Source organism: Actinoplanes sp. L3-i22, from assembly GCF_019704555.1.
Lineage (GTDB): Bacteria > Actinomycetota > Actinomycetes > Mycobacteriales > Micromonosporaceae > Actinoplanes.
This window is the reverse complement of the sequence record NZ_AP024745.1, coordinates 8,549,586-8,568,724: the sequence shown is the minus strand read 5'-3', so window position 1 is coordinate 8,568,724 and position 19,139 is coordinate 8,549,586. Positions and strand designations below refer to the sequence as shown.

Below are 19,139 nucleotides of genomic sequence, written 5' to 3'. Positions count from 1 at the left end.
AGCAGGTGCGGACCACCCCGGCAGCCCGGGGTGGTCCGCTCCGCGCGGAACGGAGTTCATGATGGGCGAACCCGCCACAAACCCGGTCCTCGAGATGACCGGCATTCGCAAGGTCTTTCCCGGCGTCGTCGCCCTGGACGGCGTCGACTTCCGTTTGTACCCCGGCGAGGTGCACGCCCTGATGGGCGAGAACGGCGCCGGCAAGTCGACCCTGATCAAGGTGCTCACCGGCGTCTACGAGATCGACGGCGGCGACATCCGGCTGAACGGCGAGGAGGTCCGGATCGCCGGCCCGCTCGCCGCCCAGAAGGCCGGGATCAGCACCGTCTACCAGGAGGTCAACCTCTGCACCAACCTCACGGTCGCGGAGAACATCTTCATCGGCCGTGAGCCCCGGACGTTCGGCAAGATCCGCTGGGGCGTGATGCGCAAGCGGGCCGCCGAGCTGCTGAGCCGGCTCGACCTGGACGTGGACGTGTCCGCGCCGCTGAGCACCTACTCCCTGGCCATCCAGCAGATGGTGGCGATCGCCCGCGCGGTCGACATCTCGGCCCGGGTGCTGATCCTCGACGAGCCCACGTCCAGCCTGGACGCCTCCGAGGTGGAGCAGCTGTTCCGGGTGATCCGCCGGCTCAAGGCCGACGGGGTGGCGATCCTGTTCGTGTCGCACTTCCTGGACCAGGTCTACGAGGTCTCCGACCGGCTCACCGTGCTGCGTAACGGTCAGCTGATCGGGGAGTACAAGACCGCCGAGCTGCCCCAGGTCCAACTGGTCGAAAAGATGATCGGCAAGGAGCTGGCCACGCTGGAGGGGCTTGAGGATCAAGCCCTTCGCTCCCGTACGAAATCGGCCGCCGCCGACCCGATCCTGGAGGCCAAGGGGGTCGGCCGGACGGGCGCGATCGCCCCGTTCGACCTGACCATCCACCGAGGCGAGGTGGTCGGCCTGGCCGGCCTGCTCGGCTCCGGCCGGACCGAGCTGGCCCGCCTGCTCTTCGGCGCGGACAAGGCCGACCAGGGCGAGCTGAGCATCGACGGCGAGCCGGTCACGTTGCGCGACCCGCAGGTGGCGATGAAGCGGGGGATCGCCTTCTCCTCGGAGAACCGCCGCACCGAGGGCATCATCGGCGACCTCAGCGTCCGGGAGAACATCATCCTGGCGCTGCAGGCCTCTCGCGGCTGGACCCGCCCGATCCCGCGCCGCAAGCAGGACGAGATCGTCGACAAGTACATCAAGGCGCTGTCCATCCGGCCGGCCGACCCGGAGCGCCCGGTGCGCAACCTGTCCGGCGGCAACCAGCAGAAGGTGCTGCTGGCCCGCTGGCTGATCACCGAGCCGCGGCTGCTCATCATCGACGAGCCGACCCGCGGCATCGACGTCGGCGCCAAGGCGGAGATCCAGAAACTGGTCGCCGAGCTCGCCGACGGCGGCATGGCGGTCCTGTTCGTCAGCGCCGAGCTGGAGGAGGTCCTGCGGCTCAGCCACAAGATCGCCGTCCTCCGGGACCGGCGCCTGGTCGAGGAGCTGGACAACAACGCCGGGGTGGACGCCGACCGCATCATGCAAACCATCGCCAGTGGCCAGACCGCCAGCGGAGCAACCTCATGACCATCCTCAAGAACCGGCTGTTCTGGCCGGCCGCCATCCTGTTGGCGCTGCTGATCGTCAACGTGTTCACGTCCAACCAGTTCATCACCCTGCAGGACGGGCACCTGTTCGGGACGCTGATCGACATCCTCCGGGGCAGCGCGCCGCTGATCCTGGTCGCGCTCGGCATGACCCTGGTCATCTCGACCGGTGGCATCGACCTGTCGGTCGGCTCGGTGATGGCGATCTCCGGCGCCGTGGCCTGCCTGCTGATCAAGGATCTGGGCAACCAGAACGCGGTCGGCTCGGTGCTGCTGATCATGGCGATCGCGATCGCGGTCTCGGCCGTGCTCGGACTGTGGAACGGCGCGCTGGTGGCGATCGTCGGCGTGCAGCCGATCATCGCGACCCTGATCCTGATGGTGGCCGGGCGCGGTCTGGCCCAGCTGGTCACCGACGGACAGATCATCAACGTGCAGTCCGGTCCGTACGCGACCATCGCCACCGGCTTCTTCCTGACCCTGCCGGTCGCGTTCCTGATCGCCATGGCCGCGGTCGCCCTGATCACCGTGCTGACCCGGCGGACCGCTCTCGGGCTGCTCCTCGAATCGGTCGGCGGCAGCCCGAGCGCCAGCCGGCTGGCCGGGATCCGGGCCAAGCGGATCACCGTCATGGTGTACGTCGTCTGCGGCGCCTTCGCCGGGCTCGCCGGCCTGATCTACAGCGCCAACATCAAGAGCGCGGACAGCATCTACGCCGGCAACCTGATCGAGCTGGACGCGATCCTGGCCGTGGTGATCGGCGGCACCGCGCTGATCGGCGGCCGGTTCTCGATCCTCGGCACCGTGCTCGGCGCGATCCTGATCCAGACCCTGCAGGTCACCGTGGTCAGCATCGGCGTGCCGTCCAAGGCCACCCTGCTCTTCAAGGCGGTCGTGGTCGTCGTGCTCTGCCTGTCCCAGTCCGCGACCTTCCGGGAGAAGGTCTTCGGTCGCTTCAAGGTCCGTGCCTCGGCCCGGACGGAGGTCCCGGCATGACCGTCATGAGCCCCGAGCCGGTCACCAAGCACCCGGCGATCAACCCGCGTCGCCGCGTCTACCGGCCGAACAGCAAGTACATCCCGATTCTCGCCACCCTGGCGCTGCTGGTCGCCATGTACCTCGGCGGCGTCGGCAACTACCGGAACTTCGACCAGCCCAGCGTCGTGGTCAACCTGTTCCGGGACAACGCGGTGCTGCTGGTGGTCGCGGTCGGCATGACCTTCGTGATCATCACGGGCGGCATCGACCTGTCGGTCGGCGCGGTCATCTCGCTGACCACCACGCTGACCGCGACCCTGCTCCAGGGCGGGTGGCCGCCGTTGCTGGTCCTGCCACTGGTGCTGCTGATCGGCGCGCTGCTCGGCGCCGGCATGGGCGCGGTGATCCACTACTTCAAGGTGGAGCCGTTCATCGCCACCCTGGCCGGGCTGTTCCTGGCCCGGGGTCTGGCGCTGTTCATCAACCAGGAGTCGATCCCGATCCGGGACAAGATCTGGACCACGCTCTCCGACATGCGCATCCCGCTCGGCGAGCACACCAGGACCACCCCGACCGCGATCACGGCGCTGACCGTCGTGCTGATCGCGGCCGCGGTGCTGGCCTGGACCCGGTTCGGGCGCAACGTCTACGCGATCGGCGGCAGCGCCGACTCCGCGCTGCTGATGGGTCTGCCGGTGGCCCGGACCCGGATCGCCGTCTACACCGTCAGCGGGTTCTGCGCCGCGCTCGGCGGGGTGCTCTTCACGATCAACTCCACCTCGGGACACGCGCTGCAGGGCACCGGCACCGAGCTGGACGCGATCGCCTCCTGCGTCATCGGTGGCGTGCTGCTCACCGGCGGCGCCGGGTACGTCGTCGGCAGCCTGCTCGGCGTGCTGGTCTACGGCATGATCGGCACGATCATCAACTTCCAGGGTGACCTGAACTCGGCATGGACCCGGATCGTCGTCGGCGTCCTGCTGTTCGGCTTCATTGTTCTGCAGCGACTGGTCACACGGAGGACGAGATGAGCGACAGCAACGGGGAAATCTGGTTCCTGACCGGCAGCCAGGGGCTGTACGGCCCGGAGACGCTGGACCAGGTCGCCTCGCAGTCCCGGGAGATCGCCGCGCTGCTGAACGACCAGCTCGACGCGGACGTGGTCTGGCAGCCGGTGCTGACCAGCCCGGAGCAGATCCTGGACGTGTGCCGCCGGGCCTCGTCCACGCCGGGCGTGCTCGGCGTGATCACCTGGATGCACACGTTCTCGCCGGCCAAGATGTGGATCGCCGGCCTGGACGCGCTGCGCGCCCCGCTGCTGCACCTGCACACGCAGCACAACGTGGCGCTGCCCTGGTCCGAGATCGACATGGACTTCATGAACCTGAACCAGGCCGCGCACGGCGACCGGGAGTTCGGGTTCATCGAGACCCGGCTCGGGGTGCCGCGCAAGACCGTGGCCGGGCACGTCAGCAACCCGGCCGTGGTCGCCCGGATCGCGACCTGGGTGCGGGCCGCCCGCGGGTACTCCGCGATGCGGAACCTGAAGCTGGCCCGGTTCGGCGACAACATGCGGGACGTGGCGGTGACCGAGGGGGACAAGGTCGAGGCGCAGTTGCGTTTCGGCGTCTCGGTCAACACCTACGGCGTCAACGACCTGGTCGCGGTAGTTGATCAAGTAGCAGAAGAAGAGATAGACAAACTGGTCGGGGAATATTCCGACATATACGAAATTTCGGAGCCGTTGCTCAACGAGCGCCGCGATTCCCTGCGCTACGGCGCACGGATCGAGATCGGACTCCGGCAGTTCCTGACGGAGGGCGGCTTCAAGGCGTTCACCAGCAACTTCGAGGACCTGGGCGGACTCCGGCAACTGCCCGGCCTGGCCGTGCAGCGGCTGATGGCCGACGGCTACGGCTTCGGCGGCGAGGGCGACTGGAAGACGTCGGTCCTGGTGCACACGCTGAAGGCGATGGTCCCGGGCGGCGGCACCTCCTTCATGGAGGACTACACCTACGACCTCACGCCGGGCAACGAGGTCATCCTCGGTGCGCACATGCTCGAGGTCTGCCCGTCGATCGCCGCGTCCACGCCGAAGCTGGAGATCCACCCGCTCGGCATCGGCGGCCGGGAGGACCCGGTCCGCCTGGTCTTCGACGCCACCCCGGGTAAGGCGATCGTGCTCGGCCTGGCCGACCTGGGGGAGCGGTTCCGCCTGGTCGCCAACGAGATCGAGGTGGTCGCGCCGACCGAGCCGCTGCCGAAGCTGCCGGTCGCGCGCGCGGTCTGGAAGCCGGCGCCGTCGCTGTCCACCTCGGCCGAGTGCTGGCTGACCGCGGGGGGCCCGCACCACACCGTGCTCTCCTCGGCGGTCGGCGCGGAGGAACTGGCCGACCTGGCCGACATGGTCGGCACCGAGCTGCTGCTCATCGACGCGGACACGACGACGCGGCAGTTCACCAAGGAGGTCCGCTGGAACCAGGCCTACCACCGCCTGGCCCGCGGCTTCCGCTGACCGGATCGCGAAACTGACCGCGAGCGCGAGGTAGATGCAGGAAAGGCCGGCCCGCGAGTTGCGGTCCGGCCTTCTCCCGATCAGACCATTGCCGACGTACGCCGTCAGGCGGTCGCCACGAACTTCGGATGCCCCAGCAGGAACTTGTCGATCCGATCGCTCTTGATCGCCTTCAGCAGGTCCATGCTGTCCGCGGTGAGCTTCTCCACGCTCCCGACCCCGTCGACGTCCTTCGAGTTCAGCTGACCCTCGTTCGTCTTGATGGTGACGATCTTGTCGGGCTTCAGGCCGCGCATCGCCAGCGCCCAGTCCGCCAGGTCGATCCCCCCGTTGTCGACCGTCATCGCCTTGCCGAACGCGCCCAGCAGCGCCGGCAGCTTGGTCGGCGAGTCCATCCCGTCCTTGATCGCCTGGTTGATGATCGCCTTGAAGAACTGCTGCTGGTGCCGCTGCCGCCCGTAGTCGAGCGAGTGGTCCTCGAGCAGGTCCCGCTGGCGCACGAAGTCCAGCGCCTGGCTCGGGTTGAAGCAGTGGTTGCCCTTGGTGTAGACGTTCGGCTTCACCCCGCTGATCGCGTGGTTGACCGTGCCGGTCGGGTTGATCACGAACGGCTTGGCGGTGTTGCCCTTCGAGTCCTTGCCCAGGTGGATGGACGTGGTCTTGGTGTCCACGTACATGCAGACCTTGCCGAGCACGTTGACCACGTCGCGGAAGCCCTGGAAGTCGATGATCGCGCCGGCGTCCGGGGTGATGCCGGTCAGGTCCTTGATCGTCAGGGTGAGCAGCTCGAAGCCGTGCTGCAGCGCGGCGTTCCCCTTCAGGCCCCACGTCCCGTACGCGAAGGCGGCGTTGATCTTCGCTTTTCCGCCGTTCCATTTGTGCTGTTTGTTGTCGTAGGCCGGGATGTAGACGTAGCTGTCCCGGGGGAGCGAGATCATGTAGGCGCTGCTGTGGTCCTCGTTGATGTGCAGCAGGATGATCGAGTCGGAGCGCAGCGGCTCGCCGTTCGTCTCCTTGGGCCGCTGGTCGATGCCGACGAGCAGGATGTTCTTCGCCCCGTCGAGGCTGGTGTTCTTCTTCTCCTCGACCGGGGCGGACGGGAGCAGTGGCTCCAGGTCGACCTTGTTGGTGGCCGCGGCCAGGGTCGCGCGTAGTCCGATCGCGCCGCCGAGGCCACCCACCACGAGCAGCGACCCGAGGATCAGGGTGCAGAGGGCCCACACGGGCGTGCGTCGGCGCTTGGTCGTCTTGCCCAATGAAGCTCCTCGTTCGGGATGGTGGGTTCCATCCTGAAAGACGGGTGCCAGTGGGCAAAAAATTGCATCGACGAAGGTGGAATTTTCATGGCCGTTCGGTTACCGTCCGGGGCCGCGGGCGCCTCAGGCCGTGTCGATGCTGACGAAGTCCAGGTCACCGGCGTAGTAGTCGCAGCCGACCGTCCGCTGGTCGCAGTCCAGCTTGCCGCCGATCGTCAGGGGCCAGTTGTTGCTGATGGTGCCGGTCCAGCCGGGCCGCCCGGCGACCCGGCGGCCGTCGACGGCGAGCGCGACCCCGGTGCTGACCCGGACGCAGGTGATCACGTGCCAGGCCCCGTCGTTGATCGGATCCGGTGCGTCGGCCTCCAGCACGCCGTGGTCGCCGCGGAACGAGCACTGCACCCGGCCGTTCGGGATCTGCAGTTTGAAGTTCCCGCCCTCCGTCGTGGCCTGGCCTTTCTGGATGATGTTGCCGAAGTGGCCGGTGGTCCGCAGCCGCATCGTCACCGCGAAGTCGCGGTCGCCGGGATCCAGGGACCGATCGTCCGGAACCACGACCAGGTGGCCGGGGTGGGTCGGCGGGGTGTCCGGTTCGAGCCGGTCGAACCGGTAGCCGGTGGCGCCGTTGACCATGGTCCCGGCGCCGACCTCGCCGCCGATCTGTCCGTCTAGTCGGTTCCCGCTGCTGTCGGACATCCTGGTGGCCCCGGACGGCTCGTCCATGGCCCAGTAGGCGATCGAGGTGCCCGGCGCGGCGTGCGCGGGCATCGGCGTACCGGTCAGCAGGATCGTCGTGGCCAGCAGGGGGAACCAGCGTCGCATCGGGGTCCTCGGGGATGTCGGAACAGGAGCCCCACGAGCCTAAACGGGATCAAAAACGCAAACGGTCGCAACCTGGCAAATCCCCGTCCACAGGGTGCACGCCGACCCTGGCCGGGTGCCGGTTCACCTTGGTAGCATCCCGCCGATCATGGCTGACAAACCCCTCGGCGGCCATGGCGTTCCCACTGGTTCGCGGGAGCGGCACCAGCAGGACCGGTGCGTAGTAAACACTGACATTTCAGATAAGGATCGTGTCGAAGTGCTGCTGAATGGGACTGACGGTGAGACCTCGGAGCACAAGTTGATCGCGCCCAACCCCGGCCTGCCCAACCAGGCTCTGCAGGTCCTGGCTCTGGCGCAGCGCACCGCGGAGGAACATGTCGCGAGCGCCCAGCACCACGCGGACAAGATCCGCACCGACGCGCTGGCCGCCGCCGAGCAGATCGCCCGGGATGCCCAGGTCCACGCGAACAACGTGCGCCAGGAGGCCGATCGGGTGATGGCCGAGGCGCGCGCCGCGGCCGAGCAGATGGCCCGCGAGGCGCAGACCCGCGCCGAGGAGGCCCGCCGGGCCGCCGACAAGATCGTCACCGACGCCCGCCAGCGTGCCGAGTCCATCGGCGCCGACGCGATGCACGGCGCCGAGCAGCTGAAGCTGCAGGCCCAGCAGCGGTATGACGACGTGGTCGGCAGCCTGGGCGCCAAGCGTGAGGCGCTCCAGCAGCAGATCGAGGCACTGGAGAACTTCGACCGGGAGTACCGGGGCCGCCTCACCCAGTTCATGCAGGGCCAGCTGCGCGCCCTCTGGGCCGACGCGCCGCAGCTCACCGCCGAGGTGATCGACGAGGAGCCGATCGCCGAGGAGATCGAGGCCGGCCCGCGGCACGGTCACCACCACCAGTCGGCCGCCGACGCCGAGATCGTGGAGCACGACGAGGAGCGCTGAGCTCCAGCAGACCGGAAACGGCCCGGACCGCTGTCGGTCCGGGCCGCTTCGATTGCTTCGGTACGGCGTCAGCTCACACGAACCGCTGGCGGATCTCCCCGATCCCGTCCACCCGGCTCACGAGCAGTTCCCCGGCCTGCAGGTAACGCGGCGGCTCCCTCCGGTTCCCCACCCCGGCCGGCGTCCCGGTGAAGATCAGGTCCCCGGGCAGCAGCGGGCACACCGCCGAGATCCGCGCGACCAGGTCGTCCACCGCGAAGATCATCTCGCTGGTCCGCCCGTACTGGACCCGTTCGTCCCCGAGGTAGCACTCGAACCCGAGGTCGTCCCGGTCCGGGAACTCGTCCGAGGTGACCGCGACCGGCCCGGTCGGCCCGAACCCGGGGAACGACTTGCCCAGCGAGAACTGCGCCGGCTTGCCCTGCAGCTGCACGGCCCGCTCGGACAGGTCCTGGCCCACGGTCAGCCCGGCGACCGCGTCCCAGGCCCGCTCGCGCGGGATCCGGTGGCCCCCGGTCCCGATCACCGCGACCACCTCGATCTCCCAGTCCGGCTTGCCGGGCGGCAGCGTCACCTCGGTGATCGGCCCGGTCACGCAGGACGGGAACTTGGTGAACAGCAGCGGCTCGTCCGGCGCCGAGAAGCCGGCCTCGGCGGCGTGCGGGCGGTAGTTGAGCGCCACCGCGAACACCTGCCGGGGATGCGGCGACGGCGCGCCCAGCTCGGCCTCGGTGAACGGCTCGGCCGCGGCGAAGTCCGCGCCCGCCGCCCACGCGGAGAACTCCCCGAAGTGGGCGAGGGTGGTGTTCACGTCCGCGGCGAACCGGCCGCCGCTGTGCTTCTCGACATCGAGCGCGCGGTCGCCGTCGACCAGGACCAGCCGCCCGGAAAGCGTCCCGAACCGCATCAGTCGGCGTAGATCGAGCTGGCGTACGGCTCGGTGTCGTGCGCCGACTTCCACGGCACCACCGTGTTCCGCAGCAGGCCGACGCCCTGGATCTCGGCCTCGACCACGTCACCGGGCTTGAGGTAGAAGTCGAACGGGTTCGGCTGCACGGCGGCCACCCCGGAGATCGTCCCGGTGGTGATCAGGTCGCCGGCCGAGTAACCCTGCGGCGAGTGGAACGCGACCAGATCCCGCAGCTTGAGCACCATGTCCGAGGTGTTGCCGGACTGCCGGACCTGCCCGTTGACCCGCAGCTCCATGTTCAGGTCGTGCGGGTCGGCGATCTCGTCGGCGGTGACGATCCACGGCCCGATCGGGCAGAACGTGTCGATGCCCTTAGAGAAGGAGAAGACCCCGGACTGCATCTCCCGCCGCTGGATGTCCCGCGCGGTGATGTCGTTGAACACGGTGTAACCGGCGATGTAGTCGCCGGCCTCCTCCGGCCCGAACCAGCGACCGGACTTCCCGATCACCACGGCCAGCTCCAGCTCGTAGTCCAGCTCCTTGGTCAGCCCCTCCGGGTAGACGATGTCGTCCTCCGGGCCGATGATCGCGTCGACGTTCTGGAAGAACACGATCCCCTTGTGGACGGGGTGTGACCAGTTCACCTTCGCCAGCTCCCGGTGGTGCACCGCGAAGTTGCCGGCGGTGTGGAAGAACTTCTTCGGCTGGATCGGCGCCCGCAGCCGCACGCCGGCCAGCGGCAGCACCTCGCCGGTCTCGCCGATCGACGCGGACACGCCGCCGCGCTCGAAGAACTCCCGGGTCGAGCCGACCGCCAGCTCGACGACCTCGTCGCCCTCGATCCGGCCGACCCGTCCCTCGTCGAATGTCACCAGTCGCATGCTCGCCTCGTTTTCACCGCGCTCAGTTTCACTGAGCTTGTTTTCACTGTGTGAAAGCTTGTTTCATTCAAGAAAAATCCTCCGTCGCCGAGGCCGGAGTGTCAAGGGCCGTAGGTGCCGCGACGCGGAAGACCCGCAGTTGGAGGGCGAGCGTCGAGTAGTAGCCGATCAGCGTCGTGAGCTCGAACAACACCGGCATCCCGAGCGCGTCCCGGGCGGCCGCGAACTCGTCGTCGGCCAGGTCGCCCCGCTCGGCCAGGGCGGTCGACAGGTCCAGGATCAGGCGGTCCGCCGGGTCGGCGAAGGCGGTGCCGTCCCCGATGCGCAGCGCCCGCAACTCCGCGGTGGTGAACCCGGCCGCGGCGGCCACGGCCTCATGGGCGTACCTCTCGAAGTCGGAACGCCAAACCCGGGCGACCGTGAGAATCGCGATCTCCCGGGCCCGGGTGGTCATCGCGGTGCGGTAGCGCACCGCGCTGCCCAGTTCCTGCAGCGCGCCGCCCAGCCCGGGTTGCAGCAGCATCGCGTTGAACGGGCCCTCCAGGCCACCGTCCGCGTCGACGAGCCGGAACGCCGAGCCGCTCGCCCGCGGGCCGCCCGCGATCGCGTCGTAGACCGCGCGCTGGTCGTCGTCGAGCTCCTCCGGGCGGAACTTGCCGAGCCTCACTCCTGGTGTCCCAGCAGCGCGGAGATGTCGTGGCAGGCCTCGCTGATCAGCGGCTTCAGCTCGCGGACGATGCGCTGGGTGGACCAGTCCCGGGACTGCACCGCCAGGTTCGCCCCGGCGACCACGGTGCCCTTGGCGTTGCGGACCGGGGCGGCGACCGAGCGGAGCCCGTACGCCAGCTCCTCGTCCTGCATCGCCCAGCCGTCCGCCCGGATCTTGGCGAGCTCGTCGTGCAGCTCGTCCAGGCTGACCTTCGCGTTCGGGCCGTGCAGCCGGGCGAACGAGGTCGGGGTGACCCGGGACTTCAGGTCGTCCTCGTCCAGGTACGCCAGCAGCAGCTTGCCGATCGAGGTGTGCACGGCCGGCAGCGTCGAGCCGACCTGGATGTTCGCCGTGACCAGGTCCGAGTTCCGCAGCCGGACCAGGTAGAGCACCTGGTCGACGGTGAGCACGGCCAGGTTGACCGTCTCCCCGGTGGCCTGGCCGAGCTGCTGCAGCCGCGGCGTGGCCAGCTCGACCAGGTCCAGGCTGCGCAGCGCGGCGGTGCCCAGGGTGAGCACCCGCACGCCGGGGCGGTAGTCCCCGTTCGGCAGATGGTCGAGATAACCCTCGGAGGTCAGCGTCATCACCACCCGGTAGACCGTCGGCAGCGGCATCCCGACCGCGGGCGCGATGTCGCTGACCCGCCAGGTCGGTCGCTGCTCGCTGAAGAGCGAGAGGATCCGCAGGCCCTTGGCCAGGGCCTCGACCCGGTACTCGGGCTTCTCGGCGTCCTTCTTCGGGGGCATGGATGTCCTCGGCTCTCTGTCCCGCGCGGCTGGACAGAGGTCCGTGCCGCGGTCTAGCGTTGTTGCAAGAAACCTACTTTCACCTGGTGAAAGTGGCAAGTGTCTTGAGACGGCAGCTTCTCGCGCCGGCTCCTTCGAGACGGTGAGGGCCGATGTCCGACTGGTTGCAACTACGTGAGCGTCCCACCCTGGTGGTCGGCGCGGGCGGTCTTGGTGGGGCCGGGGTGCAGGCGCTGGCGCTGGCCGGGGCGCGGGTGCTGGTCGCCGACGTCGATGCGGACCACCTCGAGGCGGTGCGGCTCAGGGCCAAAGAGGCAGGGGCGGAGATCCACACCATTCAAGCCGATTTGCGTACGGCGTCAGCCTGCCGCGCGCTCGTCGGGGAGGCGGTCTCCGTCCTCGGCGGCATCGACGTGTTCCTGCACGCCGTCGGCCGTAACGTGCGCAAACCCGTCGTCGAGCTGGACGACGACGACTGGGAGACGGTGGTGAACCTGAACCTGTCGACGGCGTACTGGACCGGTCAGGCCGTCGGCAAGCTGATGGTCTCGCAGGGTTACGGGCGGATGGTCTACTGCTCGTCGGTCTCCGGACTGCTCGCGCACGCCAACCACGCGCCGTACGCGGCGACCAAGGGCGGCCTCAACCAGTTGCTGCGCGTGATGGCCCGGGAGTGGGCGCCGCACGGGGTGACCGTGAACGGCGTCGCGCCCGGCTACATCGAGACCAATCTGACCAAGGCCTACCTCGACAAGGACGGGAACCGGGAGAAGCTGGAATCCCTGGTCCCGGCCGGCCGGCTCGGCCGCCCCGCCGAGGTGGCCGACGCGATCACGTTCCTCGCGTCCGACCGGGCCGCGTTCGTCACCGGCCAGGTCGTGTACATCGACGGCGGCCGCACGCTCGTCTAGTTCTTCCTTTTCGTTCGATTTAGGAGTCGGATCGTGACCAGTCCTGTCATCACCCAGCGTTTCCCCGGCCGGTCCGTGCTGGTCACCGGGGCCGGCACCGGCTTCGGCGCGGAGATCGCGTTCCGTGCGGCCCAGGAGGGCGCCCGGGTCGGCGTGCACTACCGCAGCTCCAAGGACGGCGCCTCCCGGACGGTGGAGCGGATCCAGGCGATCGGCGGCGAGGCGTTCCTGTTCCAGGCCGACATCACCAGCTGGGACGACATCAAGCGGATGGCCGACGAGGCGTTCGAGGTGTTCGGCGGCCTCGACGTCCTGATCAACAACGTCGGGGACGTGGCCCGCGACCAGATGTCCTGGCGGGACATCACCGAGGACTCGATCGACCACGTCCTCGAGGTGGACATCAAGGGCACGCTGCTCTGCGTCCACGAGTTCGGCGCCCGGATGCTGGCGCAGGGGCACGGCAACATCGTCAACATCGGCTCCACGGTGGTGGTCCGCGGCAGCGCCCGCGCCCCGCAGTACGCCGCCGCCAAGTACGGGATCATCGGCCTGACCAAGTCCTATGCGGCCGCCTTCGCCCCGTCCGTCCGGGTCAACGTGTTTGCCCCCGGCTTCATCGAGACCGAGGCCACCCTCAAGCGCGACGACTGGAAGTCCGGCCGCGGCGACAAGCTGCGCTCGATGACCCCGATGGGCCGCATCCCGGGCCCGGCCGAGCTGGCCGGCGCCGCCCTGTTCCTGGCCACCGACGACGCCGCCCACATGACCGGCGGCTTCATGATCGCCGACGGCGGCTACAACATGGTCGGCGCCTGACCCCGAACCCCACCACACGGGCCGGCCCACCCGGGCCGGCCCGTTCCACGTCCCCCCACCGCCCATCGCGGCCCGCCCGCACGCTCGTGTTCACCCACCGCCCGTCGCGGCCCGCCCGCACGCTCGTGTTCACCCACCGCCCGTCGCGGCCCGCCCGCACGCTCGTGTTCACCCAGTGGCCGTCGCGGCCCGCACTGCGCCCTCACGCTGGCGTTCGCCCGGTGGTCGTTGCGGCTCGCGCTGCGCCCTCACGCTCGTGCTGGCCGCCCGCCCGCTCAGCCCGCCCGTCCTCGTAGCCCGCCCCGCGACGAGCCCGGGGCGGTGGCCGGGGCGGCGGCCGCTGGCGCGAGCACGGCCGGGGTCCGGGCTCGTCGCGGGGCGCGGGCGCGGCTGGCGCTCGCGGCTGTATTTCCGCCCGGGAGCAGCCCTGAGTGCCAGCCGGAAAGCGCATCGAGGCCGGCGCCCGGGGTGGGCGCCGGCCTGCGTGCGGGGGCCTGCGTGCAGGTGGCCCTGCGTGCGGGAGGCCTGCGGGTGGTCTGCGTGTGGGCGGCCTGGGTGTGAGGCTGGGCGCCGGCCTGGGTGTGAGGCTGGGCGCCGGCCTGGGTGTGAGGCTGGGCGCCGGCCTGCGTGTGAGGCTGGGCGCCGGCCTGTGTGTGAGGCTGGGCGCCGGCTTGCGTGTGAGGCTGGGTGCGGGCCTGCGTGCGGGGTGGGTCAGCGGATGCGGCGGACGAACAGGATGGTGGCGGCGGAGAGCAGGCCCAGCACGGCCAGGACCGCGAAGAACACCGGGTAGTTGCTCGACCCGCTCGCGGCCAGCACGGCGACCGCGACGATCGGGGCGCCGACGTTCGGGAGCAGCGTCGCCACCTGGTAGACGCTCATCGCCTTGCCGGCGTGCGCCTGGTCCGGCACCACCTCGGCGGCGATCGCGATGTCGACGGTCAGGTAGATCGCCTGGCCGACGCTGAGGATCAGCCACGCGGCGAGGAAGCCGGTCAGCGACTGGGTCACCGAGGCGACGACGAGCCCCGCGGCCAGGATGATCGCGCCGACCGTGACGAACGCCTTGCGGCGGCCCAGCCGGTCGGAGAGGTAGCCGGAGAGCAGGAAGCAGACCACCGAGACCGGCGTCGAGATCGCGGTGAACGTCGCGTACTTCGCCGTGGCGTCGTCGATCGACATGCCGACCGTGTCGGTCAGGTAGTACGTCGCGTAGGTCTGCACCCCGACGTAGGCGAGACCGATCAGGAAGCGGCTCACCCAGTTCCACGCGAAGTCCCGGTCGCCGTTCGTCCGCAGCCAGTAGCTGGCGGCGAACTCCCGTACCCCGAAGCTCGGAAAATCGCCCACGGCGGGACCGTCGACGTGCCGGATCACGCGGGCCAGGAAGGCCGCGGCGGCGACCGCGACCACGCCGGGCACGGCCAGCATCAGCAGCTGCTGGTGGACGAGTTTCGCGCCGAGCAGGACGCCGCTCAGGACGGAGAGCGCGACGACGAACCCGATCAGGCCGGAGAGCCGGGCGCGCAGCCGGTCCGGGACGAACTCCGGGATGAGCGGCAGGAATCCGGCGAACGCGGCGCTGGCGCCGAGCGAGCCGAGCGCCCAGCCCGCGGCGACGCCGGCGATCGTGGGCACGCTGCCGGCGACGATCAGGCCGAGCAGGGCGGTGACCGCGCCGCCGACCAGCCACGGGCGGCGGCGGCCGAAGCGGGACCGGGTCCGGTCGCTGAGCGCGCCGAACAGCGGCAGCGACAGGATCGACATCAGCGCGCCGATCAGGATCACGGTGGAGAGCGCGACGGTCTTGCCGTCCGGGTCGATCTCGGTGATCCGGACCGCGAGCGTGACGATCTGCGGGGTCAGGCTGGCGAAGTAGAGGCCGAACGCGGCCAGCACCAGCGCCGGGACCAGCAGCTTGCTCTCAAGGTGGGGCGCGGGCGGCCGAACATCTTGATCAGGCGGGAGGACCGAGTCATCAGGCGGGATGACCGAGGTGGACGACATACGGGGCCTCCCGGGCAGCGTTCTCACTAGGCGAAAGTGAGTTTCAATGTGATTGCCGCGACATTAAGCCCGCCGGCTGTGCATGTCCACAGATCGGGGCCCACCGGCTGAAAGATCTTGTGGCGGTTGACACATCCGGGCGGACCGAGAAACACTCGGGTAACACACACTGGAAAGTGATTCTCACCTAGTGAAAGTGGCGGGACATGGCGCGCACGGTGTTCACCAACGGTCTGGTCTTCGACGGTTCGGGGTCGGCCCCGGCCCCCGGTGAGGTCGTCGTCGAGGGCGACCGGGTCACCGAGGTCCGCTCCGGCTGGCGCGACGAGCACGAGACGGGCGACGTGCTCGTCGACGCGACCGGCTGCACGGTCATGCCCGGCATGATCGAGTCGCACTGTCACCTGACGTTCCCGTCCGCGGTCGGGCACATCGACCCGTCCTTCAACCCGCCGCTCGACGTCAGCTTCTTCCACCACATCGAGGGCCTGGAGTCCGAGCTGGCGCGCGCCGAGCGCAACGCCCGGATCCTGCTCGACCACGGCTTCACCTCGGCGTACTCGGCCGGCTCGCTCCTGCCGATGCCGGTCGAGGTGATCCTCCGCGACAAGATCAAGGCGGGCGTCGTGCCGGGCCCGCGGATGCGCGCGGCGAGCATGGAGCGGGACAACCACCCGGTCCGGCCGGACGGTCACGTCGAGCCCGACTGGCAGGGGCCGGACGCCTGCCGCCGCTGGGTGCGGGACATGGCCAAGCAGGGCTACGACAGCGTGAAGTTCCTGCTCAGCAACGACGACGTGTTCGTGCCGGGCGGCTCCCAGATCACCCAGTACACGGCGGAGGAGGCGGCCGCCGCGGGCGAGCAGGCCCGCGAGTCCGGCGTCTGGCTGAACTGTCACGCCCAGTCGGCCGAGTCGGTGAAGATCGCGGTCCGGTCCGGCTTCCGGTCGATCTACCACTGCACGTACGCCGACGAGGAGGCCCTGGACCTGCTCGAATCGGTGAAGGACACGGTCTTCGTCTCGCCCGCGCCGGGCATCATCTACGCCAACGTGCACGAGGGCGAGGAGTTCGGCATCACCCGCGAGGTGGCCGAGAAGATGGGCTCGGTCGCCGCCCTGGAGGGCATGGCCCGGATCTACCCGGAGATCCGCAAGCGCGGCATCCGCGCGCTGCCCGGCGGCGACTACGGCTTCCCGAACAACCCGATCGGCCGCAACGCCCGGGACCTGCAGCTCTTCGTCGACGTGCTGGGCTACACCCCGCTCGAGATGCTGGTCGCCGCCACGAAGCTCGGCGGCGAGCTGGTCGACTTCGGCAACCTCGGCATGCTCAAGCCGGGCTGGACCGCCGACGTCCTGGTGGTGCGCGGCAACCCGGCCGAGGACCTGCGCCTCCTCCAGGACCAGGCCAACCTGGTCGCGATCATGCAGAACGGCGCGTTCCACAAGGCCCCGGTCGCGGCGTGATCACCGAGCATCGGGAGGTCGTCTTCGCCCGGCGGCCGGGCTTCCGGCCGCTCGCCCTCGACCTCTACGTCCCGGCGAACCCGCAGGCCCTCTGCGTCTATCTGCACGGCGGCGGCTGGCGCGTCGGCTCCCGCACCGAGGGTCCCGGCAACGTCAAAACCTGGAAACCCGACTTCTTCCGGTACGTCGCAAGCACCGGCCTGGCAATCGCCTCCGTCGACTATCGCCTCTCCGCCGAGGCCCAGTTCCCGGCCCAGCCCGACGACGTCACCGCCGCGATCGACTTCCTCGCCGCCCATCGAGCCGACTTCGGCGTGACCACCCCTCGAACCGTGATCTGGGGCGTCTCCGCCGGCGGCCACCTGGCAGCGCTGGCCGCCCTGACCCCGCCCAGCCGAGTCGCCCCCGGCGAGCCCGCGCCCGTTCGGCCCGCCTCTGGTCAGCCCGCGCCCGTTCAGCCCGCGCCTGGTCAGCTTGCCCCTGGCCAGCCCGCGCCCGAAGAGCCGGCCGCCCGGATCTCCGCCGCGGTCTGCTGGTATCCGGTCACCGACCTGGACGCCCTGTCCAAGGACATCGCGGAAGCCGGCGGCCACCCCGACCGCAGCGCCGAGTCCAGAGAGGGCGCCTTCCTCGGCGCCGCCCTCGACGACGTGCCCGACCTGGCCGCCGCCGCAAGCCCGGTGCACCACGTCCACCCCGGCGCACCCCCGTTCCTGTTCCTGCACGGCGACGCCGACAAGGCAGTCCCGCCCCACCAGAGCGAACGCCTGGCCACCGCCCTGCGAGCCGCCGGCGCGAAGGCCACGGTCGAGCTGGTCCCCGGCGCCGGCCACATGTTCCCGGAGTTGGACGAGCCGGCCACCCGAGCCGTCACCGACCGCTCGATCCGCTTCCTGCTGGATCACGCTTCGTAGACACGCCTCCCGTCGACGAAGGTCATCGCGACCGCGGCGTCCCCGATCTCCCCGACCGGCGCGGCGAACAGGTCCCGATCCAGCACCACCAGGTCCGCCCGGAACCCGGCCCGGATGCTCCCGGTGTCGTCCAGCCGGTTCACGAACGCCGACCCCGCCGTGTACGCCGTCAGCGCCGTCGCCAGATCCAGCCGCTGCGCCGGCAGGAACGGCGGATAGCCACTCCCGTGATGCGCCCGGTTCACCGCCACGTGGATGCCCTGCAACGGATCCGGTGTCGTCACCGGCCAGTCGCTGCCGGCCGCCAGGTGCACCCCGGCCCGCCAGAGGTCGCCGAACGGGTACTGCTGGGCGGCGAGCTCCGGCTCCAGGAACGGAATCGTCAGCTCGTCCATCTGCGGCTCGTGCGAGGCCCAGAACGCCTGCAGGTTCGCACTCGCCCCGAGCGCCCGGAACCGCGGCACGTCCGCCGGGTGCACGACCTGCAGGTGGGCCAGGTGCGGGCGGGTGTCCCGGAACCCGTTGGCGGCCCGCGCCGCCGCGACCGCGTCGAGCGCCTCCCGCACCGCCCGGTCGCCGAGCGCGTGGAAGTGCGCCTGGAAGCCGTGCGAGTCCAGCTCGGTGACGTAGGCGCACAGCGCGGCCGGGTCGATGAACGACAGCCCGGCGTTCGCCGTCGCGCAGCCGCACGAGTCCCGATAAGGGCGGGTCATCGCGGCCGTGAAGTTCTCCGCGACGCCGTCGAGCATCAGTTTCACGCTGTCGCTGCGCAGCCGCCCGACGGTGTACTTCTCCCGCTTGGCGAGCAGCTCCGGGATCTGCTCGGCGCCCCGGTCCCGGTCCCACCAGAGCGCGCCGACCACCGAGGCGGTCAACCGGCCGGTGGTGGCGGCCTCCAGGTAGGCGTCGGAGACGTCCGGGTAGCCGTTCGTCGCGCAGAGCATCGCGTCCTGCCAGGCGGTGATGCCGAGCGAGTGCAGCAGCCGCTGGGCGCGCAGCAGCCCGGCGACGCGTTCGGCCCGGGTGACCTCGGGCAGCAGCCGCGCCACCAGCTGCATGGCGCCCTCCTGCAGCCCGCCGGCGGGTGTGCCGTCCGGCCGGCGGTCGATCCGCCCGTCGGCCGGGTCGGGGGTGGCCGCGTCGAGGCCGGCGAGCTCCAGGGCGCGGGTGTTCACCCAGGCGCCGTGATGGTCGCGGTTGATCAGGTAGACCGGGCGGCCGGGGACGACCCGGTCGAGCAGCTCCCGCCCGGGGACGCCGCCGGGGAACGCCTCCATCGCCCAGCCGCCGCCGCTGATCCACTCCAGATCGGGGTGGGCGGCGGCGTAGTCGTGCACGCGCCGCAGGTATTCGTCGAGGTCGGTGGTGCCGGTCAGGTCGCACTGGTTGAGCTCGGTGCCGCCCATCACCGCGTGGACGTGCGCGTCCTGAAACCCGGGCAGCAGCAGCCGCCCGGCCAGGTCGATCGTCTCGGTGCCCGGGCCGGTCAGCTCGCGGACGTCGTCTGCGCCGACCGCGAGGATCCGCCCGCCCGCGACCGCCACCGTGGTGGCCGGGCCGCGCAGCGGGTCGGTGGTGAAGACGGAACCGTTGGTGAGAACCAGATCGGCGAACATGCGATCACCTA

General features: G+C 70.1%; 17 protein-coding genes. 9 read left to right on the top strand and 8 right to left on the bottom strand.

Annotated features, from left to right (window positions below):
- The first annotated feature begins 61 nt into the window (after positions 1-61).
- The 4 genes from L3i22_RS38490 to araA are packed head-to-tail and all read left to right on the top strand — an operon-like array spanning position 62 to position 5,122.
- The gene (locus L3i22_RS38490; RefSeq protein ID WP_221322379.1) at positions 62-1,609 is read left to right on the top strand and encodes a sugar ABC transporter ATP-binding protein; all 1,548 of its coding nucleotides are present in this window, start codon (positions 62-64) and stop codon (positions 1,607-1,609) included.
- Positions 1,606-2,625, top strand: coding sequence for an ABC transporter permease (locus L3i22_RS38485; RefSeq protein ID WP_221322378.1), 1,020 nt, complete (start codon positions 1,606-1,608; stop codon positions 2,623-2,625). Before L3i22_RS38490 ends, L3i22_RS38485 begins: the two co-directional genes overlap by 4 nt.
- Positions 2,622-3,638, top strand: coding sequence for a galactofuranose ABC transporter, permease protein YjfF (gene yjfF / locus L3i22_RS38480; protein ID WP_221322377.1), 1,017 nt, complete (start codon positions 2,622-2,624; stop codon positions 3,636-3,638). The genes L3i22_RS38485 and yjfF overlap by 4 nt, the downstream gene beginning before the upstream one ends.
- The gene (gene araA, locus L3i22_RS38475) at positions 3,635-5,122 is read left to right on the top strand and encodes an L-arabinose isomerase (RefSeq protein ID WP_221322376.1); all 1,488 of its coding nucleotides are present in this window, start codon (positions 3,635-3,637) and stop codon (positions 5,120-5,122) included. The genes yjfF and araA overlap by 4 nt, the downstream gene beginning before the upstream one ends.
- 104 nt (positions 5,123-5,226) lie before the next feature.
- Here araA and L3i22_RS38470 read toward each other — a convergent pair whose 3' ends face one another.
- Positions 5,227-6,378 carry an LCP family protein gene (locus tag L3i22_RS38470; protein WP_221322375.1) on the bottom strand — a complete coding sequence of 384 codons (1,152 nt, stop codon included), beginning with the start codon at positions 6,376-6,378 and terminating at the stop codon, positions 5,227-5,229.
- 123 nt (positions 6,379-6,501) lie between these two features.
- Positions 6,502-7,200: a laminin G domain-containing protein gene (locus L3i22_RS38465; RefSeq protein ID WP_221322374.1), complete on the bottom strand. Its 699-nt coding sequence runs from the start codon at positions 7,198-7,200 to the stop codon at positions 6,502-6,504.
- 259 nt (positions 7,201-7,459) lie between these two features.
- On the opposite strand from L3i22_RS38465, the gene L3i22_RS38460 reads away from it, so the two are divergent.
- A complete protein-coding gene (locus L3i22_RS38460; protein ID WP_221322373.1) occupies positions 7,460-8,146 on the top strand; it encodes a hypothetical protein in 687 nt (228 codons plus the stop codon).
- Between the two features lie 73 nt (positions 8,147-8,219).
- Here the strand turns inward: L3i22_RS38460 and L3i22_RS38455 are convergent, their stop codons facing one another.
- The 4 genes from L3i22_RS38455 to L3i22_RS38440 all read right to left on the bottom strand — a co-directional run bounded on the left by L3i22_RS38455 (position 8,220) and on the right by L3i22_RS38440 (position 11,392).
- Entirely contained in the window at positions 8,220-9,053 is an 834-nt protein-coding gene (locus L3i22_RS38455; protein ID WP_221322372.1) for a fumarylacetoacetate hydrolase family protein, read from the bottom strand.
- Positions 9,053-9,937, bottom strand: a complete 885-nt coding sequence (locus tag L3i22_RS38450; RefSeq protein WP_221322371.1) for a fumarylacetoacetate hydrolase family protein — start codon at positions 9,935-9,937, stop codon at positions 9,053-9,055. Before L3i22_RS38450 ends, L3i22_RS38455 begins: the two co-directional genes overlap by 1 nt.
- 67 nt (positions 9,938-10,004) lie before the next feature.
- On the bottom strand, positions 10,005-10,604 hold the full coding sequence (locus L3i22_RS38445) for a carboxymuconolactone decarboxylase family protein (RefSeq protein WP_221322370.1): 600 nt from the start codon (positions 10,602-10,604) through the stop codon (positions 10,005-10,007).
- Entirely contained in the window at positions 10,601-11,392 is a 792-nt protein-coding gene (locus L3i22_RS38440; protein ID WP_221322369.1) for an IclR family transcriptional regulator, read from the bottom strand. Before L3i22_RS38440 ends, L3i22_RS38445 begins: the two co-directional genes overlap by 4 nt.
- Positions 11,393-11,544: 152 nt before the next feature.
- Here L3i22_RS38440 and L3i22_RS38435 point away from each other — a divergent pair, with 152 nt between their 5' ends.
- Both L3i22_RS38435 and L3i22_RS38430 read left to right on the top strand, forming a co-directional pair.
- A complete protein-coding gene (locus L3i22_RS38435; protein WP_221322368.1) occupies positions 11,545-12,303 on the top strand; it encodes an SDR family NAD(P)-dependent oxidoreductase in 759 nt (252 codons plus the stop codon).
- A gap of 33 nt (positions 12,304-12,336) precedes the next feature.
- Entirely contained in the window at positions 12,337-13,122 is a 786-nt protein-coding gene (locus L3i22_RS38430; RefSeq protein WP_255657497.1) for an SDR family NAD(P)-dependent oxidoreductase, read from the top strand.
- 711 nt (positions 13,123-13,833) lie between these two features.
- Here the strand turns inward: L3i22_RS38430 and L3i22_RS38425 are convergent.
- Positions 13,834-15,129: an MFS transporter gene (locus L3i22_RS38425; RefSeq protein ID WP_221322367.1), complete on the bottom strand. Its 1,296-nt coding sequence runs from the start codon at positions 15,127-15,129 to the stop codon at positions 13,834-13,836.
- Positions 15,130-15,335: 206 nt separating this feature from the next.
- On the opposite strand from L3i22_RS38425, the gene L3i22_RS38420 reads away from it, so the two are divergent.
- Together L3i22_RS38420 and L3i22_RS38415 are read left to right on the top strand one after the other, a co-directional pair.
- Positions 15,336-16,598: an amidohydrolase family protein gene (locus tag L3i22_RS38420; protein WP_221322366.1), complete on the top strand. Its 1,263-nt coding sequence runs from the start codon at positions 15,336-15,338 to the stop codon at positions 16,596-16,598.
- Entirely contained in the window at positions 16,595-17,512 is a 918-nt protein-coding gene (locus tag L3i22_RS38415; protein ID WP_221322365.1) for an alpha/beta hydrolase, read from the top strand. The genes L3i22_RS38420 and L3i22_RS38415 overlap by 4 nt, the downstream gene beginning before the upstream one ends.
- Here L3i22_RS38415 and L3i22_RS38410 read toward each other — a convergent pair.
- On the bottom strand, positions 17,500-19,128 hold the full coding sequence (locus L3i22_RS38410; protein WP_221322364.1) for an amidohydrolase: 1,629 nt from the start codon (positions 19,126-19,128) through the stop codon (positions 17,500-17,502). The two genes, L3i22_RS38415 and L3i22_RS38410, sit on opposite strands and share 13 nt — an antisense overlap.
- Positions 19,129-19,139 lie beyond the last annotated feature (11 nt).